At 61.1% G+C, this 24780-nt stretch carries 31 protein-coding genes and 1 tRNA gene; 27 read left to right on the top strand and 5 right to left on the bottom strand.

The annotated features are described in order from the left end of the window. Positions 1 to 14: 14 nt before the first annotated feature. Entirely contained in the window at positions 15 to 782 is a 768-nt protein-coding gene (locus tag AC3WUT_RS22435) for a DeoR/GlpR family DNA-binding transcription regulator (RefSeq protein ID WP_492349297.1), read from the bottom strand. Between the two features lie 188 nt (positions 783 to 970). Here AC3WUT_RS22435 and AC3WUT_RS22430 point away from each other — a divergent pair, with 188 nt between their 5' ends. From AC3WUT_RS22430 to AC3WUT_RS22305, 26 genes are all read left to right on the top strand, one after another. Beyond that, on the top strand, positions 971 to 2047 hold the full coding sequence (locus AC3WUT_RS22430; protein ID WP_492349296.1) for an ABC transporter ATP-binding protein: 1077 nt from the start codon (positions 971 to 973) through the stop codon (positions 2045 to 2047). A 2-nt stretch (positions 2048 to 2049) separates the two neighbouring features. Beyond that, the gene (locus tag AC3WUT_RS22425; RefSeq protein WP_492349295.1) at positions 2050 to 3126 is read left to right on the top strand and encodes an ABC transporter ATP-binding protein; all 1077 of its coding nucleotides are present in this window, start codon (positions 2050 to 2052) and stop codon (positions 3124 to 3126) included. Beyond that, positions 3123 to 4019: a carbohydrate ABC transporter permease gene (locus AC3WUT_RS22420; RefSeq protein WP_492349294.1), complete on the top strand. Its 897-nt coding sequence runs from the start codon at positions 3123 to 3125 to the stop codon at positions 4017 to 4019. Before AC3WUT_RS22425 ends, AC3WUT_RS22420 begins: the two co-directional genes overlap by 4 nt. Next, on the top strand, positions 4012 to 4824 hold the full coding sequence (locus AC3WUT_RS22415; RefSeq protein WP_492349293.1) for a carbohydrate ABC transporter permease: 813 nt from the start codon (positions 4012 to 4014) through the stop codon (positions 4822 to 4824). Before AC3WUT_RS22420 ends, AC3WUT_RS22415 begins: the two co-directional genes overlap by 8 nt. A 10-nt stretch (positions 4825 to 4834) precedes the next feature. Next, positions 4835 to 5143, top strand: a complete 309-nt coding sequence (locus AC3WUT_RS22410; protein ID WP_027476456.1) for a DUF2160 domain-containing protein — start codon at positions 4835 to 4837, stop codon at positions 5141 to 5143. 100 nt (positions 5144 to 5243) lie between these two features. Continuing rightward, a complete protein-coding gene (locus AC3WUT_RS22405) occupies positions 5244 to 6974 on the top strand; it encodes an ABC transporter substrate-binding protein (protein WP_492349292.1) in 1731 nt (576 codons plus the stop codon). A gap of 132 nt (positions 6975 to 7106) precedes the next feature. Further along, the gene (locus tag AC3WUT_RS22400; protein ID WP_492349291.1) at positions 7107 to 8699 is read left to right on the top strand and encodes a glycerol-3-phosphate dehydrogenase/oxidase; all 1593 of its coding nucleotides are present in this window, start codon (positions 7107 to 7109) and stop codon (positions 8697 to 8699) included. A gap of 179 nt (positions 8700 to 8878) precedes the next feature. Next, positions 8879 to 9247, top strand: coding sequence for a 50S ribosomal protein L14 (gene rplN / locus AC3WUT_RS22395; protein WP_007861702.1), 369 nt, complete (start codon positions 8879 to 8881; stop codon positions 9245 to 9247). Positions 9248 to 9258: 11 nt separating this feature from the next. Next, a complete protein-coding gene (gene rplX, locus AC3WUT_RS22390) occupies positions 9259 to 9579 on the top strand; it encodes a 50S ribosomal protein L24 (protein WP_492349290.1) in 321 nt (106 codons plus the stop codon). A 2-nt stretch (positions 9580 to 9581) separates the two neighbouring features. Next, a complete protein-coding gene (gene rplE / locus AC3WUT_RS22385; protein WP_027476453.1) occupies positions 9582 to 10121 on the top strand; it encodes a 50S ribosomal protein L5 in 540 nt (179 codons plus the stop codon). Positions 10122 to 10129: 8 nt separating this feature from the next. Next, on the top strand, positions 10130 to 10435 hold the full coding sequence (gene rpsN, locus AC3WUT_RS22380; protein ID WP_027476452.1) for a 30S ribosomal protein S14: 306 nt from the start codon (positions 10130 to 10132) through the stop codon (positions 10433 to 10435). A 20-nt stretch (positions 10436 to 10455) separates the two neighbouring features. Next, positions 10456 to 10851: a 30S ribosomal protein S8 gene (rpsH, locus tag AC3WUT_RS22375; RefSeq protein WP_019576353.1), complete on the top strand. Its 396-nt coding sequence runs from the start codon at positions 10456 to 10458 to the stop codon at positions 10849 to 10851. Positions 10852 to 10876: 25 nt separating this feature from the next. Further along, on the top strand, positions 10877 to 11410 hold the full coding sequence (gene rplF / locus AC3WUT_RS22370; RefSeq protein ID WP_492349289.1) for a 50S ribosomal protein L6: 534 nt from the start codon (positions 10877 to 10879) through the stop codon (positions 11408 to 11410). Positions 11411 to 11421: 11 nt separating this feature from the next. Further along, positions 11422 to 11787, top strand: a complete 366-nt coding sequence (gene rplR / locus AC3WUT_RS22365) for a 50S ribosomal protein L18 (protein ID WP_492349288.1) — start codon at positions 11422 to 11424, stop codon at positions 11785 to 11787. Positions 11788 to 11804: 17 nt separating this feature from the next. After that, positions 11805 to 12323, top strand: a complete 519-nt coding sequence (rpsE, locus tag AC3WUT_RS22360) for a 30S ribosomal protein S5 (RefSeq protein ID WP_492349287.1) — start codon at positions 11805 to 11807, stop codon at positions 12321 to 12323. Between the two features lie 14 nt (positions 12324 to 12337). Continuing rightward, positions 12338 to 12520, top strand: coding sequence for a 50S ribosomal protein L30 (gene rpmD / locus AC3WUT_RS22355; RefSeq protein WP_492349286.1), 183 nt, complete (start codon positions 12338 to 12340; stop codon positions 12518 to 12520). A gap of 10 nt (positions 12521 to 12530) precedes the next feature. After that, positions 12531 to 12962, top strand: a complete 432-nt coding sequence (rplO, locus tag AC3WUT_RS22350) for a 50S ribosomal protein L15 (protein ID WP_492349285.1) — start codon at positions 12531 to 12533, stop codon at positions 12960 to 12962. A gap of 21 nt (positions 12963 to 12983) precedes the next feature. Then, positions 12984 to 14303, top strand: a complete 1320-nt coding sequence (secY, locus tag AC3WUT_RS22345) for a preprotein translocase subunit SecY (RefSeq protein ID WP_492349284.1) — start codon at positions 12984 to 12986, stop codon at positions 14301 to 14303. Between the two features lie 6 nt (positions 14304 to 14309). Next, on the top strand, positions 14310 to 14528 hold the full coding sequence (gene infA, locus AC3WUT_RS22340; protein WP_019576346.1) for a translation initiation factor IF-1: 219 nt from the start codon (positions 14310 to 14312) through the stop codon (positions 14526 to 14528). 33 nt (positions 14529 to 14561) lie between these two features. Next, complete coding sequence (rpmJ, locus tag AC3WUT_RS22335; protein ID WP_019576345.1) at positions 14562 to 14675, top strand: 50S ribosomal protein L36; 114 nt, start codon at positions 14562 to 14564, stop codon at positions 14673 to 14675. A gap of 23 nt (positions 14676 to 14698) precedes the next feature. Further along, positions 14699 to 15064, top strand: coding sequence for a 30S ribosomal protein S13 (rpsM, locus tag AC3WUT_RS22330; protein WP_019576344.1), 366 nt, complete (start codon positions 14699 to 14701; stop codon positions 15062 to 15064). Positions 15065 to 15077: 13 nt separating this feature from the next. Continuing rightward, positions 15078 to 15482: a 30S ribosomal protein S11 gene (gene rpsK / locus AC3WUT_RS22325; protein WP_019576343.1), complete on the top strand. Its 405-nt coding sequence runs from the start codon at positions 15078 to 15080 to the stop codon at positions 15480 to 15482. A gap of 84 nt (positions 15483 to 15566) precedes the next feature. Next, the gene (gene rpsD, locus AC3WUT_RS22320; protein ID WP_019576342.1) at positions 15567 to 16190 is read left to right on the top strand and encodes a 30S ribosomal protein S4; all 624 of its coding nucleotides are present in this window, start codon (positions 15567 to 15569) and stop codon (positions 16188 to 16190) included. Between the two features lie 105 nt (positions 16191 to 16295). Next, entirely contained in the window at positions 16296 to 17285 is a 990-nt protein-coding gene (locus tag AC3WUT_RS22315) for a DNA-directed RNA polymerase subunit alpha (protein WP_019576341.1), read from the top strand. A gap of 121 nt (positions 17286 to 17406) precedes the next feature. Further along, positions 17407 to 17808 carry a 50S ribosomal protein L17 gene (gene rplQ, locus AC3WUT_RS22310; RefSeq protein WP_492349283.1) on the top strand — a complete coding sequence of 134 codons (402 nt, stop codon included), beginning with the start codon at positions 17407 to 17409 and terminating at the stop codon, positions 17806 to 17808. A gap of 18 nt (positions 17809 to 17826) precedes the next feature. Then, positions 17827 to 17903, top strand: a tRNA-Met gene (locus AC3WUT_RS22305). Between the two features lie 165 nt (positions 17904 to 18068). On the opposite strand, the gene AC3WUT_RS22300 is transcribed toward AC3WUT_RS22305, so the two are convergent. From AC3WUT_RS22300 to AC3WUT_RS22285, 4 genes are all read right to left on the bottom strand, one after another. Then, positions 18069 to 18635: a phosphonate degradation HD-domain oxygenase gene (locus AC3WUT_RS22300; RefSeq protein ID WP_492349282.1), complete on the bottom strand. Its 567-nt coding sequence runs from the start codon at positions 18633 to 18635 to the stop codon at positions 18069 to 18071. Between the two features lie 220 nt (positions 18636 to 18855). Further along, complete coding sequence (locus AC3WUT_RS22295) at positions 18856 to 21546, bottom strand: bifunctional acetate--CoA ligase family protein/GNAT family N-acetyltransferase (RefSeq protein ID WP_492349281.1); 2691 nt, start codon at positions 21544 to 21546, stop codon at positions 18856 to 18858. Between the two features lie 5 nt (positions 21547 to 21551). Next, positions 21552 to 22478, bottom strand: a complete 927-nt coding sequence (locus AC3WUT_RS22290; RefSeq protein ID WP_492349280.1) for a histone deacetylase family protein — start codon at positions 22476 to 22478, stop codon at positions 21552 to 21554. Positions 22479 to 22633: 155 nt separating this feature from the next. Further along, complete coding sequence (locus tag AC3WUT_RS22285; protein WP_492349279.1) at positions 22634 to 23350, bottom strand: MgtC/SapB family protein; 717 nt, start codon at positions 23348 to 23350, stop codon at positions 22634 to 22636. A gap of 184 nt (positions 23351 to 23534) precedes the next feature. Between AC3WUT_RS22285 and AC3WUT_RS22280 the strand changes: the two genes are divergently transcribed. Continuing rightward, positions 23535 to 24767 carry an efflux RND transporter periplasmic adaptor subunit gene (locus AC3WUT_RS22280; RefSeq protein WP_492349278.1) on the top strand — a complete coding sequence of 411 codons (1233 nt, stop codon included), beginning with the start codon at positions 23535 to 23537 and terminating at the stop codon, positions 24765 to 24767. Positions 24768 to 24780 lie beyond the last annotated feature (13 nt).

The following is a 24780-nucleotide window of genomic DNA, read 5'->3' as shown; positions in this document are numbered from 1 at the left end:
GTCGGGCTGGGCGTTCAGGTCAGGCAGACGTCCAGGCGCACGCCGGCGTCTTCCAGCAATTGGGGGAAGGGGGCGGGGGGGGAGGCGTCGGTGAACAGGCGGTCGATCTGCGACAGGGTGGCGGCCTCGACCATGGCGGGGCGATTGAACTTGCTGGCATCGGCTGCCAGCCAGACCTCGCGTGCGTGTTCGATGATGGTCTGGGCGACTTTCACCTCCCTGTAATCGTAGTCACGCAATGATCCGTCGGACTCGATGCCGGAGATGCCGATGATGGCCAGGTCGACCTTGAATTGCCGGATGAAATCGACCGCTGCCTCACCCACGATGCCGCGGTCGCGGGGGCGCACCACACCGCCAGCCACGATCACTTCGAAGCTGGGGTTGCGGCACAGGATGGTGGCCACGTTGAGGTTGTTGGTGATCACCCTCAGGCCCTGGTGCTGCAGCAAGGCCTCGGCAATCGCCTCGGTGGTGGTGCCGATGTTGAGGATCAGTGAGCAGTCATCGGGCACCTGCTGGGCCACGGCGCGCGCAATGCGGGCCTTGCCCTCGGCGTGCAGCCCCTGGCGTTGCGGGTGGGCGATGTTTTCAGTGGTGGAGCTGGGAACGCGCACGCCGCCATGGAAGCGGCGCAGGGCGCCACTCTCGGCCACTTTTTGCACGTCGCGCCGCACGGTCTGCAGGGTGACTGACAGCTGTTCGGCCAGTTCTTCCACCGTGGCCGAGCCGCGCTCGCGGACCACTTCAATGAGTTTGAGTTGTCTGGGGTTGAAGTTCACGGTTCGCAGTCTGGCAGGGTTCGAGGCAGCGACTTTAAATGGAAAAAAAAGGAACGCGTTAGGGGAAAACCAGAATCAAAAACGAAAAAAAAGGAACAATAATCGAAAAGTTGCGAACATTCGAAGCCCCTGCCAGCGCGCAACAACTGGTGGCGGGACCCGAGACAAACAAGTGGAAAGGTTGCGTGATGCAGCTTGAATTGGAAGGCATCGGCAAGACGATGGGGGCGGAGACTTGGCTCCACCCCATGAATCTGGCCTTGCGAAGCGGCGCTGTGACGGTGCTGCTGGGGGCGACGCAGGCGGGCAAGACCAGCCTGATGCGCATCATGGCGGGGCTGGACACGCCAAGCCAGGGCCGTGTGCTGGTGGATGGCAAAGACGTGACCGGGATGCCGGTGCGTGAGCGCGATGTGTCCATGGTGTACCAGCAGTTCATCAATTACCCGTCGATGACGGTGGCGCGCAACATCGCGTCGCCGCTGCTGTTGCGCAAGGCCCCCAACATCGATCAGCGTGTTCGGGAGCTGGCGACCAAGCTGCACATCGAGATGTTCCTGGAGCGCCTGCCGGCCGAGCTGTCGGGCGGGCAGCAGCAGCGCGTGGCTTTGGCCCGGGCGCTGGCCAAGCAAGCCCCGCTGATGCTGCTGGACGAACCCCTGGTGAACCTGGATTACAAGTTGCGCGAGGAGTTGCGCGAAGAGCTGACCTCACTGTTTGCCAGCGGTGACTCGACCGTGGTGTATGCCACCACCGAGCCCGGCGAGGCTCTGCTGCTGGGGGGCTACACCGCGGTGCTGGATGAGGGTGAACTGCTGCAGTACGGCCCCACGGCCGAGGTGTTCCATCGCCCGCGTTCGCTGCGCGTGGCACGCGCTTTCAGCGACCCGCCGATGAACCTGCTGCAGGCCGATGCCTGCGAAGGGGGCGTGCGCCTGCGCGGCGGGCCGGCGTTGCCGCTGGCCCTGCCAGCATCGGCCGGAGCTGCCCAGATGACGGTGGGTCTGCGCGCCAGTGCGCTGCGGGTGCATGGCCGCCCGGGTGATGTCAGCCTGCCGGGCACGGTGGAGTTGGCCGAGATCTCGGGCTCGGACACCTATGTTCATGTGCACACGCTGGTGGGTGAACTGGTGGCGCAACTGACCGGGGTGCATTACTTCGAGCTGGGGGCTCCGATCACCTTGTACGTGAGCCCCGCACAGGCCTATGTCTTTGATGCCATCGGTCAACTGGCCCTGGCCCCCGAACGCGCAGGAGGACACTGAGCATGGCCCGCATCGAACTCGATCTGGCGCATGCCTACCGCGCCAACCCGCAGCAGGACAGCGATTACGCGCTGCTGCCGCTCAAAATGACCTTCGACGACGGCGGCGCCTATGCGCTGCTGGGGCCTTCGGGCTGTGGCAAGACCACCATGCTCAACATCATGTCGGGGCTGCTGCAGCCTTCGCATGGCAAGGTGCTGTTCGACGGCCAGGACGTGACCCGCCTGAGCCCGCAGCAACGCAATATTGCGCAGGTGTTCCAGTTCCCGGTGATCTACGACACCATGACAGTGGCCGAGAACCTGGCTTTCCCGCTGCGCAACCGCAAGGTGCCTGAAGCGCAGATCAAGAAACGCGTGGGTGAGATTGCCGAGATGCTGGACATGAGCGGTCAGCTCAACCAGCGCGCTGCCGGACTGGCGGCCGACGCCAAACAGAAGATCTCGCTGGGCCGTGGCCTGGTGCGGCCTGACGTGTCAGCCGTGCTGTTCGATGAGCCACTGACGGTGATCGATCCGCACTTGAAATGGCAGCTGCGCCGCAAGCTCAAGCAGATCCACCACGAGCTCAAGCTGACCCTGATCTATGTGACGCACGACCAGGTCGAGGCCCTGACCTTTGCCGACCAGGTGGTGGTGATGACCCGTGGCCGGGCCGTGCAGGTGGGGCCGGCAGACGCTTTGTTCGAGCGCCCTCAGCACACGTTTGTGGGCCACTTCATCGGTTCGCCCGGCATGAACTTTCTGGCCGCTGACGTGGCTGGTGACAAGCTGGAGCTGGCGGGGCGGCACCTGCCGCTGCCAGTGGGCAAGGCCCTGCCGGATGGGGTGCTGAAACTGGGCATTCGCCCTGAGTACCTGACCCTGGCCAGCGCTGGGACACCCGGGGCCGTGCCGGCGCGGGTGCGCCAGGTGCAGGACGTGGGCACCCACCTGATGCTGAGCGCGGAGGTGCAGGGCACGGTGCTCAAAGCCCGTCTGGGGGTGGAGTGGCTGAAGCTGGCGGTGGGCGATGAGGTCTGGCTGCAGCTGTTGGGGCAGCACACCTGCTTTTACGTGAATGAGGAGCTGGTGTCATGAGCGCCGTGAACAAACCCGTGAACCAGAAGGCCTGGTTCCTGATCTTGCCCGTCATCCTGTGTGTGGCGTTTTCTGCCATCCTGCCCTTGATGACGGTGGTGAACTATTCGGTGCAGGACATCATCTCGCCCGAGCGCCGCGTGTTCGTGGGGACCGAATGGTTTGCTGCCGTGATGCGCGACGAGGAGTTGCATGGCGCGTTGCTGCGTCAATTGCTGTTCTCGTTGTCAGTGCTGCTGGTGGAGCTGCCGCTGGGTGTGCTGCTGGCGCTGTCGATGCCGGCGCAGGGCTGGAAATCATCAGCCGTGCTGGTGGTGGTGGCGCTGTCCTTGCTGATCCCCTGGAACGTGGTGGGCACCATCTGGCAGATCTACTGCCGTGACGACATCGGTTTGCTGGGCCACACGTTGCAGCAGATGGGCATCGAATACAGCTACACCGGCAACTCGACCCATGCCTGGCTGACGGTGCTGGTGATGGATGTCTGGCATTGGACGCCGCTGGTGGCCTTGCTGGGCTATGCCGGCCTGCGCAGCATCCCGGATGCTTACTACCAGGCGGCCCGCATTGATGGGGCCAGCAAGCTGGCGGTGTTCCGCTACATCCAGCTGCCCAAGATGCGTGGCGTGTTGATGATCGCGGTGCTGCTGCGCTTCATGGACAGTTTCATGATCTACACCGAACCCTTTGTGCTGACCGGGGGCGGCCCGGGCAATGCCACGACCTTCCTGAGCCAGTACCTGACACAGAAGGCGGTGGGTCAGTTTGACCTGGGGCCGGCGGCCGCTTTCTCGCTGATTTATTTCCTGATCATCTTGTTGCTCTGCTTCATCCTCTACAACTGGATGCAAAGCGTGGGCACGCAGAACCCGGAGGAGACCGGTCATGCATGAGAACCGCTTCCACAAGCGCTCGCTGTTCCTGCTGGCGTACATCGTGTTTGCCCTGTTGCCCATCTATTGGATGATCAACATGAGCTTCAAGACGAACGAGGAGATCCTGTCGAGCTTCTCGTTCTTCCCGGTTCACTTCACCTCGGCCAACTACGGGCTGATCTTCACCGACGCCTCGTGGTACTCGGGCTACATCAACTCGATGATCTATGTGGCCATCAACACCGTGATCTCGGTGTCCGTGGCCTTGCCGGCAGCGTATGCGTTCTCGCGCTACCGCTTTCTGGGTGACAAGCATGTGTTCTTCTGGCTGTTGACCAACCGCATGACCCCGCCCGCGGTGTTTCTGTTGCCCTTCTTCCAGCTCTACACCACGGTGGGACTGATGGACACGCACATCGCTGTGGCGCTGGCGCACCTCTTGTTCAACGTGCCGCTGGCGGTGTGGATTCTGGAAGGCTTCATGGGCGGCATCCCGCGTGAGATCGACGAGACCGCCTACATCGACGGCTACGGCTTTCCGCGTTTCTTCCTGACCATCTTCCTGCCCCTGATCAAGGCCGGGGTGGGGGTGGCGGCCTTCTTCTGCTTCATGTTCAGTTGGGTGGAGTTGCTGCTGGCGCGCACGCTGACCAGCGTGAACGCCAAGCCCATCGTGGCCACCATGACGCGCACGGTGTCGGCTTCGGGCATGGACTGGGCCACCCTGGCGGCGGCCGGCGTGCTGACCATCGTGCCAGGGGCCATCGTGATCTGGTTTGTTCGTCACTACATCGCGAAGGGTTTCGCGATGGGTCGAGTCTGAGGAGATTGGCATGTTTGAGTGGATGGCCTGGACCTTGCCGGTCGCCGTGTTCTTCAGTTGCATCGTGCTCATGCTGATTGGCATGACGGTGTGGGAAATCCGATCGCCCACGGTCGAGCGCAAAGGCTTTTTGCCGCTGCGCACCACGCGGGGGGATCGTCTGTTCATCGGGTTGCTGTCGGCGGCCTATGTGAACCTGGCCTTTGTCGGCCTGAGTGAAAAGCTGCAGGGGTGGTTGCACCTGGAGGCCGAGCCTTCGGTGTGGATCAGCTTTGTGCTGTCCATGGCCGTGCTGGCCCTGGTCATGCGCAAGGGTTGAGCACCACCCCCACGAATCAAGACAGGCATTCGGCTCGACCATTCCCCGGGGCCGGACGACTTCAACATCAACCGGGGATTTGCATCTGAGGAGACATCTCATGAAATTGCGTTACACGGCGCTTGCGCTGGCAGCGGCCCTGGCCGCCGGGTCATACGCCCACGCGGGAGAGGCTGAGGCGAAGAAATGGGTCGACAACGAGTTCCAGCCTTCGTCGCTTTCCAAGGACAAGCAGTTGGCCGAAATGAAGTGGTTCATGGAGGCCGCCAAGAAGCTGCAGGCCAAGGGCGTCAAGGAAATTTCGGTGGTGTCCGAAACCCTGACCACCCACGAATACGAGTCCAAGACCCTGGCCAAGGCCTTTGAGGAGATCACGGGCATCAAGGTCAAGCATGACCTGATCCAGGAAGGTGACGTGGTCGAGAAGCTGCAGACCTCGATGCAATCGGGCAAGTCGATTTACGACGGCTGGATCAGCGATTCCGACTTGATCGGAACCCACTACCGCTACGGCAAGATCATGAATCTGACCGATTACATGAGCGGCGCTGGCAAAGAGTTCACTGACCCCGATCTGGATCTGAAGGATTTCATCGGGACCAGCTTCACCACGGCGCCGGACGGCAAGCTGTACCAGTTGCCCGACCAGCAGTTTGCCAACCTGTACTGGTTCCGCGCTGACCTGTTTGCTCGCAAGGACCTGCAAGACAAGTTCAAGGCCAAGTACGGCTACGACCTGGGCGTGCCGCAGAACTGGAGCGCCTACGAAGACATCGCCGAGTTCTTCACCAACGACGTGAAGACCATCGACGGCAAGCCAATCTATGGCCACATGGACTACGGCAAGAAGGATCCGTCGCTGGGCTGGCGCTTCACCGATGCCTGGCTGTCGATGGCCGGCACCGCCGACAAGGGCATCCCGAACGGCATGCCGGTGGACGAGTGGGGCATTCGCGTGGCCGACGACAAGTGCACCCCGGTGGGGGCCTCGGTCTCCCGCGGTGGCGCGACCAACTCGCCGGCGGCTGTGTATGCCTTGACCAAGTACATCGATTGGATGAAGAAGTACGCGCCCAAGGAAGCCATGGGCATGACCTTTGGCGAAGCCGGCCCGGTGCCGGCGCAGGGTCAGATCGCACAGCAGATCTTCTGGTACACCGCCTTCACCGCCGACATGACCAAGAAGGGTCTGCCCGTGGTGAATGAGGATGGCTCGCCGAAGTGGCGCATGGCCCCTGGCCCCAATGGTCCCTATTGGAAGCAGGGCATGCAAAACGGCTACCAGGACGTGGGCTCGTGGACCTTCTTCAAGGACCAGGACCCCAACCGCACGGCCGCTGCCTGGCTGTACGCCCAGTTCGTGACCTCGAAGACCGTGTCGGCCAAGAAGTCGGTGGTGGGTCTGACCTTCATCCGCGACAGCGATATCCGTCATGAGTACTTCACCAAGAACGCCGCCAAGTACGGTGGTCTGATCGAGTTCTACCGCAGCCCGGCCCGCGTGGCCTGGACGCCCACCGGAACCAACGTGCCTGACTACCCGAAGCTGGCTCAGCTGTGGTGGAAGAACGTGGCCCAGGCCGTGACGGGTGAAAAGACCCCGCAAGGCGCCATGGACACGCTGGCGGAGGAGATGGACCAGGTGATGGGGCGTCTGGAGCGCGCTGGCATGAGCCATTGCGCCCCCAAGCTGAATGCGAAGAGCGATCCGTCCAAGTGGTTGAGCGACAAGGGTGCTCCGTGGGCCAAGTTGGCCAACGAGAAGCCCAAGGGCGAGACCATCAACTACGACAAGCTGCTGCAGGCCTGGAAGGACGGCAAGGTTCGCTGAGACCCGCACAGCGAACAGGTTCCGGCGGGGTGCTTGACATCCCGCCGGTTTGATATTCCAACAGGGCACCCGGGAGGCCCTGAAGCAATGGCGGCGCCGGTGGCACCAGGTGCACCGGCCCGCCCCAAGATCATGAGCGAAACTGCACTGCCCCAAGCGACTGACCGAGCCCGGCTGATCGAGCGATTGGCCGAGTCACGCACCTACGACCTGGCGGTCATCGGCGGTGGGGCGACAGGGCTGGGGGTGGCGCTTGATGCCGCACTGAGAGGGTTGAGCGTCGTGCTGGTCGAGTCGCACGACTTTGCACAGGGCACTTCGTCACGGGCGACCAAGCTGGTGCACGGCGGGGTTCGTTACCTGGCCCAGGGCAATGTGTCGCTGGTGCGTGAGGCCCTGCATGAGCGCACGACCTTGCTGCACAACGCGCCACACCTGGCGCAGCCCTTGCCCTTTGTGATGCCGTCCTACCACTGGTGGGAATCGCCCTTCTATGGCATCGGGCTCAAGATGTATGACGCCCTGGCAGGCAAGGCCGGCCTGGGTGCCACCGAATTTCTGGGCAAGGCGCGCACCCGTGAATGCCTGCCCACGATCATCCAGGAGCACCTCTGGGGCGGGGTCAAATACTGGGATGGTCAATTTGACGATGCGCGCCTGGCCCTGGTGCTGGCGCGCACGGCCGCGGCACAGGGCGCCTTGCTGGTCAACTATTGCAAGGCCACGGGCCTGGTCCACGAGGCGGGCCGACTGGCAGGCTTGCGTTGCGAAGACCGGGAAAGCGGGCGCTCGTTCGAGTTGCGTGCCCGCTGCGTGGTGAATGCCGCCGGGGTTTGGGTGGATGCGCTGCGTGAACTTGATGGCCAGGCCAGTGGCCGCGCCACCAAACCCATGGTGGCGCCCAGCCAGGGCGTTCACCTGGTGGTGGATCGGGATTTTCTGCAGGGTGATCACGCCTTGCTGGTGCCCAAGACCGCAGATGGCCGGGTCTTGTTTGCCGTGCCCTGGCTCGGCAAGGTGATTCTGGGCACCACCGACACGCCCCGCGAGGATCTGGCGCGCGAGCCCGAGCCGTTTGCCGACGAGGTGGCTTTCATCCTGGACGAGTCGGCGCGCTACCTCCAGCGGGCACCGCGCCGCGAAGACGTGCGCAGCGTCTGGGTGGGGTTGCGTCCGCTGGTCAAGCCGGTGGAAGACGACGGAAGCACCAAGGGCATCAGCCGCGAACACACGGTGGCGGTGAGCAAAAGTGGCTTGGTCACCGTCACGGGCGGCAAATGGACCACCTACCGGGCGATGGCCGAGGATGTGCTGGGTAAAATCCAGGAAGCGGGCCTGCTGCCCAGGCTCGCAGCCTCCAGCACAGACCACCACCGGTTGATCGGCGCACCGGCGCCAGGCGCCGCCACTGTGCGTTTGAGCGACGCGCCGGGGGCTCATCTGTATGGTGATGAGGCCGCCTTGCTGGCGAGTCTGCCGGGGGCGGACGTCCTTGTCGCGCCGAACCTGACGGAAGCCATGGTTCGCTTTGCTGCGCGCTATGAATATGCGCGAAGCATCGAGGACGTGTTGGCACGGCGCAATCGCCTGCTGTTCCTGGATGCCCGGGCTGCCGCTGCAGCCGCCCCGGCGGTGGCTCGCATCCTGGAACAGGAGTTGGCCATTCCCCAGGCGACAGCCCCGTTTTTGGCGTTGGCTGAACGCTACGGCACCTTGCCCGCCTGACCTTCAAAAACGATTGACATCTTCTGGATAGTTTGCAATACTCACAGGCTTCGCTGTAAAAAGTGAAGTTTCTTGCCCAACGGAAGCGCATCAAAATGGTTTGCGGCGCGGACGACGGGCCCAAGACTGACTGGTGCTTTTGATGGTCAAGAGCCCTGGTACAAGTTGGGAATATTGAAATGATCCAGACAGAATCTCGGTTAGAGGTTGCCGACAACACTGGCGCCAAGTCCGTCCTGTGCATCAAGGTGCTCGGCGGTTCCAAGCGTCGCTACGCCAGTGTCGGTGACATCATCAAGGTGAGCATCAAGGAAGCCGCTCCGCGTGGCCGCGTCAAAAAAGGCGAGGTTTACAGTGCAGTAGTGGTTCGCACCGCCAAGGGCATCCGCCGTGGCGATGGCTCGCTCGTTAAGTTTGATGGCAATGCAGCAGTGCTGCTGAACGCCAAGCTGGAGCCAATCGGCACCCGCATCTTTGGACCCGTGACGCGTGAACTGCGTACCGAAAAGTTCATGAAGATCGTGTCCCTGGCTCCTGAAGTTCTCTGAGGACGCGAATCATGAACAAGATCCGCAAAGGCGATGAAGTGATCGTGCTCGCAGGGCGCGACAAAGGTAAGCGTGGCCAAGTGGTGCTGCGCAAGGATGACTCCCACGTGATCGTGGAAGGCATCAACCTGGTGAAGAAGCACACCAAGCCGAACCCTCTGAAGGGTACGACCGGTGGCATCGTGGAGAAGTCCATGCCCATCCACCAGTCCAACGTGGCCATTTTCAATGCTGCCACCGGCAAGGCTGACCGCGTCGGCATCAAGCTCCTGGCTGACGGCAAGCGCGTTCGCGTTTTCAAGTCCAGCGGCGAAGAAATCAAGGTGGCATGACCATGGCACGACTGCAACAACACTACCGTGAAAAAGTGGCTCCGGAGCTGATGGCCAAGTTTGGCTACACCTCTCCGATGCAAGTGCCGCGTCTGACCAAGATCACCCTGAACATGGGCGTGAGCGAAGCTGTCTCGGACAAGAAGGTCATGGACAACGCCGTGGCTGACCTGACCAAGATCGCCGGCCAAAAGCCTGTGGTGACCAAGGCCAAGAAGGCTATCGCCGGTTTCAAGATCCGCGAAGGTCAAGCCATCGGTTGCATGGTGACCCTGCGTGGCGTGCACATGTACGAATTCCTGGATCGTTTCGTGACCGTGGCTCTGCCCCGCGTCCGTGACTTCCGTGGTATTTCGGGTCGTGCTTTTGATGGCCGTGGTAACTACAACATCGGCGTCAAAGAACAGATCATCTTCCCGGAAATTGAGTACGACAAGGTTGACGCCCTGCGCGGTCTCAATATCAGCATCACCACGACGGCCAAGACGGACGAAGAGTGCAAGGCACTGCTCGCCGGCTTCCGTTTCCCGTTCAAGAACTGAGGTGTCGTGTGGCTAAAGTAGCTTTGATCGAGCGCGAGCTCAAGCGTGAAAAACTGGCAGCCAAGTTCGCGAAGAAATACGCTGAACTGAAGGCTGTTGCCAACGATGCCAAGCGTAGCGACGAAGAGCGTGCTGCTGCCCGTCTGGGTCTGCAAAAGCTCCCGCGCAACGCCAACCCCACCCGTCAACGCAACCGTTGCGAAATCACGGGCCGTCCGCGTGGCACATTCCGTCAATTCGGTCTGGGCCGTGCAAAGATTCGTGAACTGGCTTTTGCAGGTGATATCCCCGGTATCACCAAGGCCAGCTGGTAAGCAGGCAGGAGAGATTAAACATGAGCATGAGTGATCCCATCGCTGACTTGCTGACCCGCATCCGCAATGCACAAATGGTGGCCAAGGCTACCGTGTTGGTTCCTTCGTCCAAAGTGAAGGTTGCCATCGCCCAAGTGCTGAAGGATGAAGGCTATATCGACGGCTTCCAAGTGAAGACCAACGAAGGCAAGTCCGAACTTGAAATTTCCCTGAAGTACTACGCTGGTCGTCCGGTGATTGAGCGCATCGAGCGCGTCAGCCGCCCTGGTCTGCGTGTCTACAAGGGCCGTGACGCCATCCCCCAAGTCATGAATGGCCTCGGCGTGGCCATCGTCACCACTCCCAAGGGCGTGATGACCGATCGCAAAGCACGTGCTACCGGTGTCGGTGGCGAAGTGCTGTGCTATGTGGCTTAAACCGTGACATTGAGGAGAAACTGAAATGTCCCGCGTAGGCAAAGCACCGGTCGCCATCCCCCAAGGTGTGGATGTGTCGATCAAGGAAGACCAGATCAGCGTGAAGGGTACCGGCGGTACTCTGTCCCTGGCGCAAAACGCCCTGGTCAAGATCTCTAACGAAGAAGGCAAGCTGACGTTTGCCCCCGTGAATGACTCTCGCGAAGCCAATGCCATGTCCGGCACGCTGCGCCAGTTGGTCAACAACATGGTGGTGGGTGTTAGCAAAGGCTTTGAAAAGAAGCTGACTCTGATCGGCGTGGGCTACAAGGCCGCCGCTCAGGGCACCAAGCTGAACCTGGCGGTGGGCTACTCGCACCCCGTCAACATCGAAATGCCGCAAGGCATCACCGTGGCCACTCCGACCGCGACTGAAATTCTGATCAAGGGTGCTGACCGTCAGCGCGTGGGTCAGATCGCTGCTGAGATCCGTGCTGTTCGTCCCCCCGAGCCTTACAAGGGCAAGGGCATCCGTTATGCGGACGAGAAGATCACGATCAAAGAGACCAAGAAGAAGTAAGGAGCTGCAGCATGTTGACCAAAAAAGAGCAGCGTCTGCGTCGTGCACGTCAAACCCGCATCCGCATTGCCAATCAAGGCGTGGCGCGTTTGAGCGTGAACCGCACCAACCTGCACATCTATGCTCAAGTGATCTCTGGCTGCGGCACCAAGGTGCTGGCCAGCGCTTCGACTGCCGAAGCCGAAGTGCGCAGCTCGCTGGGTGCTTCCGGCAAGGGTGGCAATGCCGCCGCTGCCGCCATCATCGGCAAGCGCATTGCTGAAAAGGCAAAGGCTGCTGGCGTGGAGAAGGTTGCATTCGATCGCGCTGGTTTCGCTTACCACGGTCGCGTCAAGGCTCTGGCCGACGCTGCCCGTGAAGCAGGCCTGCAGTTCTAAGCGGACGGGAATAAAAAATGGCTAAGTTTCAACCCAAAGTTCAAGACGAAGGTCGCGACGACGGCATGCGCGAGAAGATGATCGCCGTGAATCGCGTGACCAAGGTGGTCAAGGGCGGCCGTATTCTCGGTTTCGCTGCCTTGACCGTGGTCGGCGATGGCGATGGTCGCGTTGGCATGGGCAAGGGCAAGTCCAAGGAAGTGCCTGCTGCCGTGCAAAAGGCGATGGAAGAAGCCCGTCGCAACATGACCAAGGTTTCCCTGAGGAACGGCACCATCCACCACAACGTGACCGGTCACCACGGCGCGGCTGTTGTGATGATGGCCCCGGCTCCCAAGGGTACCGGCATCATTGCTGGCGGCCCGATGCGTGCTGTGTTTGAAGTGATGGGTATCACCGATATCGTGGCCAAAAGCCATGGTTCGTCGAACCCTTACAACATGGTTCGCGCCACGTTTGACGCGCTGAAGAACTCGACCACTCCGTCGGACATCGCTGCCAAGCGCGGCAAGTCTGTCGAAGAGATCTTCGCCTAAGAAGGAGTCATTTCATGACGACCCAAAATATCGTGAAGATCCAGCTGGTTCGCAGCCCGATCGGCACCAAGGAATCGCACCGTGCGACCGTTCGTGGTCTGGGCCTGCGCAAGCTGAACAGTGTCAGCGAGCTCAAGGACAGCCCCGAAGTGCGCGGCATGATCAACAAGATCAGCTATCTGGTCAAAGTGCTCTGAGAGAAAGAACATGGAACTCAATAGCATCAAGCCCGCTGCTGGCGCCAAGCACGCCAAGCGTCGCGTTGGCCGTGGCATTGGCTCCGGTCTGGGCAAGACCGCTGGCCGTGGTCACAAAGGTCAAAAGTCGCGTTCCGGCGGCTACCACAAGGTGGGTTTCGAAGGCGGTCAAATGCCTCTGCAACGTCGCCTGCCGAAGCGCGGTTTCAAGTCGCATCTGCTGAAGTTCAATGCTGAGATCACTTTGTCTGATCTGGAAGCATTGGGTCAAGCCGAAGTTGATGTTGCCGCTCTGAAGGTCGCTGGTCTGGTTGGCGAATTGGCCAAGGTGGTCAAGGTCATCAAGACTGGTGAACTTACCAAGGCTGTGAAGCTCAACGGTATTGGCGCCACTGCTGGTGCCAAGGCTGTGATCGAAGCTGCCGGCGGCAGCTTCGCCTGATCCGTCTGAAAGACGTCCATCGTGGCAACTAGCGCAGCACAAATGGCAAAGACTGGGAAGTTCGGCGATCTTCGCCGACGCCTGGTGTTTCTGTTGCTCGCGCTCGTGGTGTATCGCATTGGCGCCCATATCCCAGTTCCGGGCATTGACCCGGCACAACTCCAGCAGCTCTTCCAAGGGCAGCAGGGTGGGATTCTGAACCTTTTCAACATGTTCTCCGGTGGAGCACTGTCGAGGTTCACGGTGTTCGCACTGGGCATCATGCCGTACATCTCGGCGTCGATCATCATGCAACTTCTGTCTTACGTCCTTCCTGCCATGGAGCAGCTCAAGAAGGAAGGTGAGGCAGGGCGTCGCAAGATCACCCAATACACCCGTTATGGGACGTTGGGGCTGGCGCTTTTCCAGTCGCTCGGCATTGCCGTGGCATTGGAAGGCACTGCAGGTCTGGTTATCTCTCCTGGTTTTGGCTTCCGCCTGACCGCGATGGTGAGCCTGACTGCCGGCACCATGTTTCTGATGTGGCTGGGTGAGCAGATCACTGAGCGCGGTCTGGGCAATGGTATCTCGATCCTGATTTTTGCCGGGATCGCGGCAGGTCTTCCGAAATCTATCGGTGGCTTGCTTGAACTGGTCAGCACCGGTGCGATGAGCATCGTGGTTGCGCTGTTCATCGTGGTCGTGGTGATCCTGGTGACCTACTTCGTCGTTTTCGTCGAGCGTGGTCAGCGGAAGATCCTTGTCAACTATGCGCGGCGTCAGGTAGGCAACAAGGTTTATGGTGGTCAATCCTCTCATCTGCCTTTGAAGCTGAACATGGCCGGTGTGGTGCCGCCGATCTTTGCTTCGTCGATCATTCTGCTTCCGGCAACGGTGGTGGGCTGGTTCAGCACTGGTGATTCGATGCGTTGGTTGAAGGATATTGCAGGTGCGTTGACCCCAGGTCAGCCCATTTATGTGATGTTTTATGCCGCCGCGATCGTATTTTTCTGCTTCTTCTATACGGCGCTGGTTTTCAACAGCCGTGAGACAGCAGATAACTTGAAGAAGAGTGGGGCTTTTGTTCCGGGAATCCGACCTGGTGAGCAAACAGCGCGTTATATCGACAAGATTCTCGTGCGTTTGACCCTGGCTGGTGCGGCATACATCACATTCGTGTGCTTGCTGCCAGAGTTCCTGATCCTGAAGTACAACGTTCCGTTCTACTTCGGTGGTACCTCGCTGCTGATCATCGTAGTGGTGACCATGGACTTCATGGCCCAGGTTCAAAACTACATGATGTCGCAGCAGTATGAGTCACTGCTCAAGAAAGCCAACTTCAAGACATCCATAGGCGGTTGATTTGACATGGCTAAGGACGATGTCATCCAGATGCAGGGTGAAGTGGTTGAAAACCTGCCGAACGCGACATTCCGCGTGAAGCTTGACAACGGCCATATCGTACTAGGACATATTTCCGGCAAGATGCGGATGCATTACATCCGCATTCTTCCCGGCGACAAGGTCACTGTTGAATTGACGCCCTACGATCTGTCTCGGGCACGTATTGTTTTCCGCGCCAAGTGATGGTTGCGGTTTGAAGAGTTTTAGGAGAATGAAATGAGAGTTTCGGCTTCGGTCAAGAAAATTTGCCGCAACTGCAAAATCATCCGCCGCAAGGGTGTGGTGCGCGTGATCTGCACGGATGCACGTCACAAGCAGCGCCAAGGCTGATTTACAAGTTATAGAGGACGCACATGGCACGTATTGCTGGGATTAACATTCCGCCGCACAAGCATGCGGAAATCGGTCTGACCGCCATTTTTGGCATTGGTCGCACCCGCGCTCGCAAGATTTGCGAAGCAACTGGTATCGCTTACACCAAGAAGATCAAGGATCTGACGGACGGCGATCTGGAAAAGATTCGCGAACAAATCGAGCAGTTCACCATTGAAGGTGATCTGCGTCGCGAAACCACCATGAACATCAAGCGCTTGATGGACATTGGTTGCTACCGTGGCTTCCGTCACCGTCGTGGCCTGCCGATGCGTGGTCAGCGTACCCGCACCAACGCTCGTACTCGCAAGGGTCCGCGCAAGGCAGCAGCCGCTCTGAAGAAATAATTGAGAGATCAATATGGCAAAAGCACCCGCCAATAACGCAGCACAACGAGTGCGCAAGAAGGTCCGCAAGAACGTTTCTGACGGTATTGCCCACGTTCACGCCTCGTTCAACAACACGATCATCACCATCACCGACCGCCAAGGCAATGCATTGTCCTGGGCTTCGTCGGGTGGTCAAGGCTTCAAGGGCTCCCGCAAGTCCACGCCCTTTGCGGCCCAGGTCGCGTCGGAAGTGGCTGGTCGTGCTGCCATTGAGCAAGGTATCAAGAACCTCGACGTTGAGATCAAGGGCCCTGGCCCAGGTCGCGAGTCTTCCGTTCGTGCACTGGGTGCCCTGGGCATCCGCATCACGTCCATCTCTGATGTGACGCCGGTGCCGCACAACGGCTGCCGCCCGCAAAAGCGTCGTCGTATCTGATTTTTTAAGCCCACCGCCATCGGCATCGCGCCGATGGCTCCCGCACGTTCAAACGTGTGGAAGATGACATAAAAGGAAGCTCAAGTGGCACGTTACCTCGGCCCCAAGGCCAAACTCTCCCGCCGTGAAGGCACCGACCTGTTCCTGAAGAGCGCCCGTCGCTCGATCGCGGACAAGGCCAAGTTCGACTCCAAGCCTGGTCAGCACGGCCGCACCTCGGGTGCCCGTACTTCTGACTTCGGTCTGCAACTGCGTGAAAAGCAGAAGGTCAAGCGCATGTACGGCGTGCTGGAAAAGCAATTCCGCCGCTACTTCGAAGAAGCCGATCGTCGCCGTGGCAACACCGGCGCCAACCTGCTGTTCATCCTTGAGTCCCGTCTGGACAACGTGGTGTACCGCATGGGTTTCGGTTCGACCCGCGCAGAAGCCCGTCAGTTGGTTTCGCACAAGGCCATTACCGTGAATGGTCAATCGGTCAACATCCCGTCGTATCTGGTCAAGGCCGGTGACGTGGTGGCCGTTCGCGAAAAGTCCAAGAAGCAAGGCCGTGTGGTCGAAGCTTTGCAACTGGCTCAACAAGTCGGCATTCCGGCTTGGGTTGAAGTCAATGCGGACAAGGCGGAAGGTACCTTCAAGAAGTCCCCGGATCGTGATGAATTCGGTGCAGACATCAACGAATCGCTGATCGTTGAACTGTATTCGCGTTAATCGTCCGTTCAATTGAAATCGTTCCTATACCGCGGGGCACCGCGGTATAGGTGCTTCACCAGCCTTACCGGTGTAACGAGCCGGGGGTATTGAGAGGAAGTCTGAATGCAAACCAACTTGCTGAAACCCAAAGCAATCACCGTGGAACAGCTTGGCAACAACCGCGCCAAGGTCGCCCTGGAACCGTTCGAGCGTGGCTATGGCCATACGCTGGGCAACGCAATCCGGCGAGTGCTCCTGTCCTCCATGGTGGGGTACGCAGCGACTGAAGTCACGATTGCAGGTGTTCTGCACGAGTACTCCTCCATTGACGGCGTTCAAGAAGATGTGGTCAACATCCTCCTGAACCTGAAGGGCGTGGTGTTCAAGCTGCACAACCGCGACGAAGTTACCCTGAGCCTGCGCAAAGACGGTGAAGGTGTTGTCACTGCTGGCGACATCCAGACCCCGCATGATGTTGAGATCATCAACCCCGAGCACGTGATTGCCACGTTGTCGGCGGGTGGCAAGCTCGACATGCAGATCAAGGTCGAAAAAGGCCGTGGCTATGTGCCCGGCAACATTCGTCGTTTCGCCGATGAGCCCAGCAAGTCGATTGGCCGCATTGTTCTCGACGCATCGTTCTCGCCGGTTCGCCGCGTGAGCTACACCGTCGAAAGCGCTCGTGTGGAACAACGTACCGACCTGGACAAACTGGTCGTCGAAATCGAAACCAACGGTGCCATCACGGCTGAAGACGCAGTGCGCGCTTCGGCCAAGATCCTGGTGGAACAACTGGCCGTGTTTGCTCAGCTGGAAGGCGGCGAACTGGCTGCGTTCGATCAGCCGGCTCCGCGCGGTGGTGCTTCGTTCGATCCGATCCTGCTGCGTCCTGTGGACGAGCTGGAGCTGACCGTGCGTTCGGCCAACTGCTTGAAGGCCGAGAACATCTACTACATCGGCGACCTGATTCAGCGTACCGAAAACGAGCTGCTCAAGACCCCTAACCTGGGTCGCAAGTCGCTCAATGAGATCAAGGAAGTTCTGGCCTCTCGTGGCCTGACTCTGGGCATGAAGCTGGAAAGCTGGCCGCCTGCTGGTCTCGACAAGCGTTAAGTTATAATCGCAGGCTTCGCTTTTTTGGCGAACCTGCTTCATCCGTCACGATGGCGGATGAAAAGTGCATCAACCAGTACCTGATCCGGCTGGTTGTCATCAATAAAGAAAGGAAAGCACTATGCGTCACGGACACGGCCTTCGTAAACTGAATCGCACCAGCTCGCACCGCCTGGCGATGCTGCAGAACATGATGAACTCGCTCATTGCGCACGAAGTCATCAAGACCACCGTTCCCAAGGCCAAGGAACTGCGCCGCGTGATCGAACCCATGATCACCTTGGCCAAGGTGGACACCGTTGCCAACCGTCGTCTGGCTTTTGACCGTCTGCGCGACCGCGACAGCGTCACCAAGCTGTTCAACGATCTGGGCAAGCGCAACAGCGCTCGTCCTGGTGGTTACACCCGCATCCTGAAGATGGGCTACCGCGTGGGCGACAACGCTCCGATGGCCCTGGTTGAGTTGGTTGAACGCGCTGAAGCAAATAATTCTGCCGAAGCCGCTCAAGCAGCTGCAGAATAAGTTATAATTCCATCTTGCCGCGCGATGGAGCAGTCTGGTAGCTCGTTGGGCTCATAACCCAAAGGTCGGAGGTTCAAATCCTTCTCGCGCAACCAATCCAAAGCAGCTTCTTGGCTGCTTGCAAAAAGCCCACTTCGGTGGGCTTTTTTGTTTTCTGACAGTTCTCGCTGCCCCGGTCAGATACGCCCAGTCATCTGATGACTGGGGTGCACCAGAATCGCTCTGAGCCCGGGGTGTCAATCAGTGGCCGGGGCATGCATTCACACGCTGCCGTGGGGGTTTGCAACGCTGGCCATGCAGGGTTCGAAATGCGTCAGGTCGGGACCGCACCAGCCCTGAACTTTGGCCAGGTCGTCATAACGGCGCAGTCGAACAGCGACGGCGGCGTGTTCTTGAGTCATGAACCTGGTGGCCTCGTCGCTGCTGAAAGCGCCACCTTGCAATGCAAGGCTGGCCTGGGACGCTGCCGACAGCCCCTCTGCATAGCCTGTCTCTGTGGCGCACAGAAAGCGCTTGGCATCCACATGCAGTCGAATCGGGGCCAGCACGGCCTCAGGGAACGTTCCCCGCAAAAAGGGCAACACGACAAACTGGTGCAGCTCATCGCGGCTGTTGTCTGGCTCGTCGAGGCCCTCGCGCTCTGCCACGATCAAGTGCCCTAGATCGTGCAGCAGGGCTGCGACGACCACCTCAGGGCTTTCGCCGGCCTGTTCGGCCAGGGCGGCACATTGCAGGGCGTGCTGCAACTGCGACACGGCTTCGTCACCGTATTGGGCGTGGCCTCGCCGAAGCAGCAAGGCGGAGATGTCGGGCAGGGTCAAGGACACGTGGGGCTCCAGTGCAGGCATATGGCCATCATGCTCACCGCAAAGGATCCGACCCGAGGCAGATGGATCGGTCTTGCGGCGGCAGGGACGTGCGGGCTCAGGCACGCCCCTAGCCTTCAGGGTAGCGAGCCCTCATGAAACGTCCGTGACGGTCCCTGTCTGTCGCATGCGAGGGCCGACGCAGCCCCCGCTTCTACCGATGGCCGCGGTCGCCCGGTGCTCAGAGCGGGTGCGTCACCAACTTGAACTCCGGGTCTTCCGGGAAGGCCTTGACGCTGAACCCCAGTCCGCGCATCAGCTTAAGCATGGGTTGATTGTTCGCCAGCACCAGTCCATCCATCTCGCTGAGCCCTTTTTCGCGGGCGACGTCCATGATGCACTCCATCAGTCGTGACCCCAGGCCCTTGCCATTGAAGTCATCCGCCACCACCAGTGAAAACTCGCAACTGGTCTGGTCCGGGTTGGTGATGTAGCGCGACACCCCCACGATGCGCTCGGTCTCTGTGATCTCGCCCTCGGTGTTGGCTGTGCGCTCCTTCACCACCGCCACCAGCGCCATCTCCCGGTCGTAGTCGATGAGGGTGAAGCGGGCCAGCATCTGGGGCGGCAACTCAGCGATCGAAGACACAAAGCGGAAATAGCGGCTTTCCTGCGACAGGTGATGCATGAGGTCTTGCAGCATTTGCGCGTCGTCGGGGTGAATCGGCCGGACTGTGTACTCGCCACCGCCGCGCAAAGGCAGCACCTGCTCGTAACGAGCCGGGTACGGCAGGATGGACAGGTGGTGGTAATTGCTCAGACGTCCGCTGGAGGCCTGCGGTGCACTGTCGATCACGATGCGCGCATCCACCGCCACCGCACCGCTTTCGTCGACGATGATGGGGTTGATGTCCATCTCACGCAACTGAGGGAGCTCGCACACCATTTCCGACACGCGCAACAGCACCTGCTCAAGCGCATCCCGGTCTGCGGCCGTGGCGCCGCGCCACTCACCCAGGGTTTCGGCGACCCGTGAGCGGTCGATCATGCGGCGAGCCAGAAACAGGTTCAGCGGCGGCAGTTCCATGGCGCGGTCGTCGATCAACTCGATCATCGTTCCGCCGGCACCAAAAGTGATCACCGGGCCAAAGGGGGCATCCGTCACCAGGCCGACGCAGATTTCCCGGCCGCGTCGGTTGCGCGCCATTCTTTGCACCGTCACGCCGTTGATGCGGGCCTGGGGCAACAGGCGCGTCACGCGCTCGATCATGTCGCTGTAGGCATCGCGGGCGGCCGACCCGCTCATGATGTTGAGCACCACACCCTGCACATCGGATTTGTGGCTGATGTCGGGTGAATCGATTTTCAAGGCCACCGGAAAGCCCAGCTGGGTGGCGATCATCATGGCCTCAGTCGCGCTGCGAGCCAGCAGGGTCTCGGTCACGGGGATGTGAAACGCCGACAGCAGCGTCTTCGACTCCATCTCGGTCAGCACCTTGCGGCGCTCGGCCAGCACGCTTTCAATGACCAGGCGAGCACCTTCGATGTCGGGCTTGGCGAGGGTGGACAGCGGGGGGGGCGTCTGCTGCAGCAACTGCTGGTTCTGATAGAAGGCGGCCAGATTGCCAAAGGCGCCGACGGCGGCCTCGGGCGTGCGAAAGCTCGGGATGGCGGCGTCATTCAGGATGGCGCGCGCCGGCACCACCGAACGATCCCCCATCCAGCAAGCCAGCATCGGTTTGCCCACCTTGGGCTTGATGGCCGCCACGGCTTGAGCAATGGCACTGGTGTCCATGCCGACCTTGGGCGAGCAGATCACCAGCACGCCATCCACCTCACGGTCCTTGTGCGCCGCCTCGATGGCTGCTGCGTAATGGGCGGGGCCGGCTTCTTCCGACAGATCGATCAGGTCGGTCAGCGAGGCCAGGGCCGGCAGCTGGGGCTTCAGCGCCTGAACTGTGTCGTGCGACAGCTTGGCCAGTTGCAGGTTGATTTCGTTCACCCAGTCGGCAGCCAGCACACCGGGCCCACCTCCGTTGGTCACGATCGCCAGGCGCTTGCCCACAGGGCGGTAGCGCGAGGCCAGGCACTTGGCTGCCGAGAACAACTGCACAAAGGAGCGCACCCGCACCGCACCGGCACGACGCAGGGCCGCGTCGAAAACGTCGTCGCTGCCCACAATGGCGCCGCTGTGGGTTTGCGCCGCCTCATTGCCCGCGGGCTTGCGGCCTGCCTTCAGCACCACCACCGGCTTGGCATTGGCCGCCGAGCGCAGGGCACTCATGAAACGGCGTGCGTTCGAAATCCCTTCCAGGTAGACGATGATGCTGTGTGTCTTTGCATCATTGGCCAGAAAGTCCAACACATCGGCCATGTCGAGCACGGTATTGGGACCGAGTGACACCACGGTCGAAAAGCCCACCGCGTTGTTGCTCGCCCAATCCAGCATCGAGGCCGTCAGGGCCCCCGACTGCGAGATCAGCGCCAGCGACCCGGCGCGGGCCAGGCCACCGCTGGCGCTCGCATTGAGTTGCAGCGAGGGGCGTTGAAAGCCCAGGCAATTCGGGCCCAGCAGATGGATGCCCTCGCGGCGGGCAATCTTCTTCAACTCGGCCGCCTTGTCGGCGCTGATGCCGGTTGAAATCAGCAAAGCCGCTTTGCAACTCAGGCGCGCCGCCAATTCGAGGGCGGCATTCATGTCCTGTGCTGGCAGCGCGATGATGGCCAGGTCGGCCACAGTCTGGGCCAGATCGGCCAGCGTGCCCGTGGTGTGGATGTCGACGAACTGCAGCGTGCCCGAAAAACGCTGGGCCTTCAGGGCTTCCAGCAAGGCCTGGTTGAGTGCCGACGTGGCGTCGCCGGCCTCCGCCGGGTTGGCGAAGACCACGATGGATTCGGGAGAGAACAGGGGGGTGAGGTAGTGTTTGTCCATGGTCTTCAATCGGCGCCGATCAGCACCTTCACGTGGGCCCCGACACTGCGTGCCAGGGGGCTGAGCACATAGCCACCTTCAAGGCAGGAGATGACACGGCCCTGACAGTGGCGCCGCGCCACGGCCATCAATTGCTGCGTCACCCATTCGTAGTCCGATTCCAGCAGAGCCAGATTGCCCATGTCGTCGTCGCGGTGACCGTCAAAGCCGGCCGAGATGTAAATCAACTGCGGCTGGAACGCTTCCAACGCAGGCAGCCAGCGCTGCGTCACTGCATCGCGGAACGCCTCGCTGCCCGAGCGCGAAGGCAGACCCACGTTCACCATGCCGGGGCGCTTGTCGTCTCCGTCCGGGAAGGGGTACAGGCCTTTTTCATAGATCGAGCACATCAGCACGCGTTCGTCGTCGCGCAGGATGTCCTCGCTGCCGTTGCCGTGGTGCACATCAAAGTCGATCAAGGCCACCCGCTGCAGCCCGTGCACATCCAACGCATGGCGCAGACCCACCGCCACGTTGTTGAAAAAGCAAAAGCCCATGGCGGTGCGGTATTCGGCATGGTGACCGGGCGGGCGCACGCTGCAAAAGGCAGCACTCACCTCGCCACCCAGCACCAAGTCTGTGGCCTGCACGGCCGCACCGGCGGCCCGCAAAGCGGCCGTTGCGGTGAACGGGTTCATGCTGGTGTCCGGGTCCACCGGGTGGTAGCCCTCAGCGGGCGATGCGGCCAGGATCTCGCTCACATACAGCGAGGAATGAGCCCGCCCCAACTGCTCCTCGGTGGCCAAGGGGGCGTCATAGGGCAGCATGTAGTCCAGCAGGCCCTTGATGAGCAGGTGGTCATGGATGGCGGCAAGCCGCTCCGGGCATTCCGGGTGGTGGGGCCCCATCTCATGACGGGAACAGTCGGTGTGGGTGATATACGCTGCCAGCAAAACGGTCTCCGTCGGAGACCGGCACACCCGGCCTCTCTTCATGCCCACTTTAGGCCCCGCCGGGCGATAAAGACTTGACTTGAGGCAACTCTTGCTGACATCGCCGGCCCTCGCCATGGGGATGACCCTGGATCGGCTCACCTCCGCGACCGGTCTTACTCCGTGGTGCTCGGGCTCCAGAAGGCCTGTTGCACATAGCTCTCATTTTTCAGGCGCGCCACCAGCCCATCCAGTTCACTGCCGTCGACCGAGGTCGCCGACAAGGTGGCTTCGATTTCCACCTCGTGTTCGCCAAAGGCATGCACCGCCAGGTCGCGCACGGGGTGGTGCAGTTGTTCCAGCAGTGTGTGCAGTTGCGACATGGCGAGCTTTTGGTGCTCACGCGGTGCAATCACATAGACCGTGCAGCTCACCTCCACCGAGGCCGTGCCCATGGGTTGGCGGTTGATGCGATTCACCACCGGTCGCAGCAGCGTGTTGGCGGCCAGTACGAACAGCGTGCCGACAAACGACTCCACCACCAGATCGGCCCCTGCGCAGGCCCCCACGGCGGCCGAAGCCCACAAGGTGGCGGCGGTGTTCAAACCTCGCACGCTGCCCTCTTCGCGCATGATCACACCAGCCCCCAGAAAGCCGATGCCCGAGACCACATAGGCCACCACCCGCACGGCACCATCGCTGCCGCCCAGGCGATTGGCCATGTCGACAAAGATCGCCGCCCCCACTGCCACCAGCACATTGGTGCGCAAACCCGCGGTGCGTTGCCGGAACTGTCGCTCCAGACCGATCAGGCCCCCCGTCACAAAGGCGGCGCTCAGGCTCAACACCGAGTCGGCGAGAGAAGCGAGGTTGATGTTCTGCAAGGCTTGCATCGGCGGGCGTCCGGTTGTCTTTTGGGTGGCTCATTTTGCCCCGGACGCGTGTCGGGGGCATGGCAGGTGTACGTAGTTCCGCGCAGGTCTCAGGTCAGTCTTTGGTCAGGTGGTTCTCTTTACAGTCCGCCACGAAATGCAAAGACCACCCTCGGTCATTGCCCGGTTGAGAAGAGGTTCAGTGATGGCAAAGCAAGACAAACGTGGGCGCTCCACACGCCACGAAGGGCGCATCAGCCCGGTCATGGGTCTGATCGTGGGGCTGGTGCTGTTGGCCGCCGCGGGCGGGGCGGTCTATCTGCTCAGGGCCCCGGCCCCGGCCAAGACTGCGAGCGAGAGCGGCCCGGTGCTGGCCACCCGCACCGGCGTGGATGAGCTGCAGATGGCCCCCGAGCAGGTGGCCGAACTCCAGGTGGGCGAGGTGAAGACCCAACGCTTCGAACAGCAGCGCGAGGCCATTGGCATCATCGACCTCAACCAGGACAACGCGGTGCAGGTGTTCTCGCCCTACCAGGGGCGCATCGGGCAGATCGGCGTGAAAGCGGGCGATGACGTGAGCAAGGGCCAGGTGCTCTACACCGTGCAGATCCCCGATCTGGCCCAGGCCGCCTCGGCCCTGATCTCGGCCAGTGGCAACCTGCGGGTGGCCAACGAAACCCTGCGCCGCGCCCAGGCCCTGGCCGAGGCGCAGAGCATTCCGCAAAAGGAACTGCAGCAGAACCAGGCTGACCAACAGACGGCCGACGCCGCCTACCGAGCCGCCCGCAAGAACCTCGAACTGTTCGGCCTCGGCCCGCAAGACATCGAGGCCATCGAGACCACCCGCAAGATCGACACCGAGATGCCTGTGCGCAGCCCGCTCAGCGGCCGCGTGACTGCCCGTGCCGGCGCCCCGGGCCAACTGGTGCAGCCGGGCAACAACACGGCCCCGGTGGCCGTGGCCAACCTGCAGCAGCTGTGGATGGTGGCCAGCGTGCCTGAATCGGAAATCTCGGCCTACCAGAAAGGTCAGAACGTCACCGTGCGTGTCTCGGCCTACCCGGACAAACGCTTCAACGGCAAGGTCAGCTACATCGGCGATGTGGCCGATCCCGCCACACACCGCCTCACCGTGCGCGCCGACGTGGCCGATCCGCAGCATCTGCTCAAGGCTCAGATGCTGGCCAACTTTGTGATCCGCATCGGGGCCCCGATGGAGTCACCCGCCGTGCCGCAAAACGCGCTGGCCCGCGAGGGCGACGGCAGCCTGTCAGCCTGGGTGACTGCCGATGGCGTGCGCTTCAAACGCCGCGTGGTGCAGACCGGCCTGGTGCAAGACGGCCTCGTGCAGATCACCCAGGGCTTGAACCCGGGCGAGAAGATCGCGCGCGACAAGGGCTTGTTCTTGAGCAACCTCTACCTCATCACCACGAACTGAAAGAGGCCCTGCC

This window comes from Curvibacter sp. EU05-FHT14A10, assembly GCF_058791075.1.
This window is presented reverse-complemented; position numbering and strand designations above follow the sequence as displayed.

Coding starts and splice junctions, on each gene's coding strand:
- AC3WUT_RS22430 (WP_492349296.1), top strand. CDS start 971: ATGCAGCTTGAATTGGAAGGCATCGGCAAGACGATGGGGGCGGAGACT.
- AC3WUT_RS22425 (WP_492349295.1), top strand. CDS start 2,050: ATGGCCCGCATCGAACTCGATCTGGCGCATGCCTACCGCGCCAACCCG.
- AC3WUT_RS22420 (WP_492349294.1), top strand. CDS start 3,123: ATGAGCGCCGTGAACAAACCCGTGAACCAGAAGGCCTGGTTCCTGATC.
- AC3WUT_RS22415 (WP_492349293.1), top strand. CDS start 4,012: ATGCATGAGAACCGCTTCCACAAGCGCTCGCTGTTCCTGCTGGCGTAC.
- AC3WUT_RS22410 (WP_027476456.1), top strand. CDS start 4,835: ATGTTTGAGTGGATGGCCTGGACCTTGCCGGTCGCCGTGTTCTTCAGT.
- AC3WUT_RS22405 (WP_492349292.1), top strand. CDS start 5,244: ATGAAATTGCGTTACACGGCGCTTGCGCTGGCAGCGGCCCTGGCCGCC.
- AC3WUT_RS22400 (WP_492349291.1), top strand. CDS start 7,107: ATGAGCGAAACTGCACTGCCCCAAGCGACTGACCGAGCCCGGCTGATC.
- rplN (WP_007861702.1), top strand. CDS start 8,879: ATGATCCAGACAGAATCTCGGTTAGAGGTTGCCGACAACACTGGCGCC.
- rplX (WP_492349290.1), top strand. CDS start 9,259: ATGAACAAGATCCGCAAAGGCGATGAAGTGATCGTGCTCGCAGGGCGC.
- rplE (WP_027476453.1), top strand. CDS start 9,582: ATGGCACGACTGCAACAACACTACCGTGAAAAAGTGGCTCCGGAGCTG.
- rpsH (WP_019576353.1), top strand. CDS start 10,456: ATGAGCATGAGTGATCCCATCGCTGACTTGCTGACCCGCATCCGCAAT.
- rplF (WP_492349289.1), top strand. CDS start 10,877: ATGTCCCGCGTAGGCAAAGCACCGGTCGCCATCCCCCAAGGTGTGGAT.
- rplR (WP_492349288.1), top strand. CDS start 11,422: ATGTTGACCAAAAAAGAGCAGCGTCTGCGTCGTGCACGTCAAACCCGC.
- rpsE (WP_492349287.1), top strand. CDS start 11,805: ATGGCTAAGTTTCAACCCAAAGTTCAAGACGAAGGTCGCGACGACGGC.
- rpmD (WP_492349286.1), top strand. CDS start 12,338: ATGACGACCCAAAATATCGTGAAGATCCAGCTGGTTCGCAGCCCGATC.
- rplO (WP_492349285.1), top strand. CDS start 12,531: ATGGAACTCAATAGCATCAAGCCCGCTGCTGGCGCCAAGCACGCCAAG.
- infA (WP_019576346.1), top strand. CDS start 14,310: ATGGCTAAGGACGATGTCATCCAGATGCAGGGTGAAGTGGTTGAAAAC.
- rpmJ (WP_019576345.1), top strand. CDS start 14,562: ATGAGAGTTTCGGCTTCGGTCAAGAAAATTTGCCGCAACTGCAAAATC.
- rpsM (WP_019576344.1), top strand. CDS start 14,699: ATGGCACGTATTGCTGGGATTAACATTCCGCCGCACAAGCATGCGGAA.
- rpsK (WP_019576343.1), top strand. CDS start 15,078: ATGGCAAAAGCACCCGCCAATAACGCAGCACAACGAGTGCGCAAGAAG.
- AC3WUT_RS22315 (WP_019576341.1), top strand. CDS start 16,296: ATGCAAACCAACTTGCTGAAACCCAAAGCAATCACCGTGGAACAGCTT.
- rplQ (WP_492349283.1), top strand. CDS start 17,407: ATGCGTCACGGACACGGCCTTCGTAAACTGAATCGCACCAGCTCGCAC.
- AC3WUT_RS22295 (WP_492349281.1), bottom strand. CDS start 21,546: ATGGACAAACACTACCTCACCCCCCTGTTCTCTCCCGAATCCATCGTG.
- AC3WUT_RS22285 (WP_492349279.1), bottom strand. CDS start 23,350: ATGCAAGCCTTGCAGAACATCAACCTCGCTTCTCTCGCCGACTCGGTG.
- AC3WUT_RS22280 (WP_492349278.1), top strand. CDS start 23,535: ATGGCAAAGCAAGACAAACGTGGGCGCTCCACACGCCACGAAGGGCGC.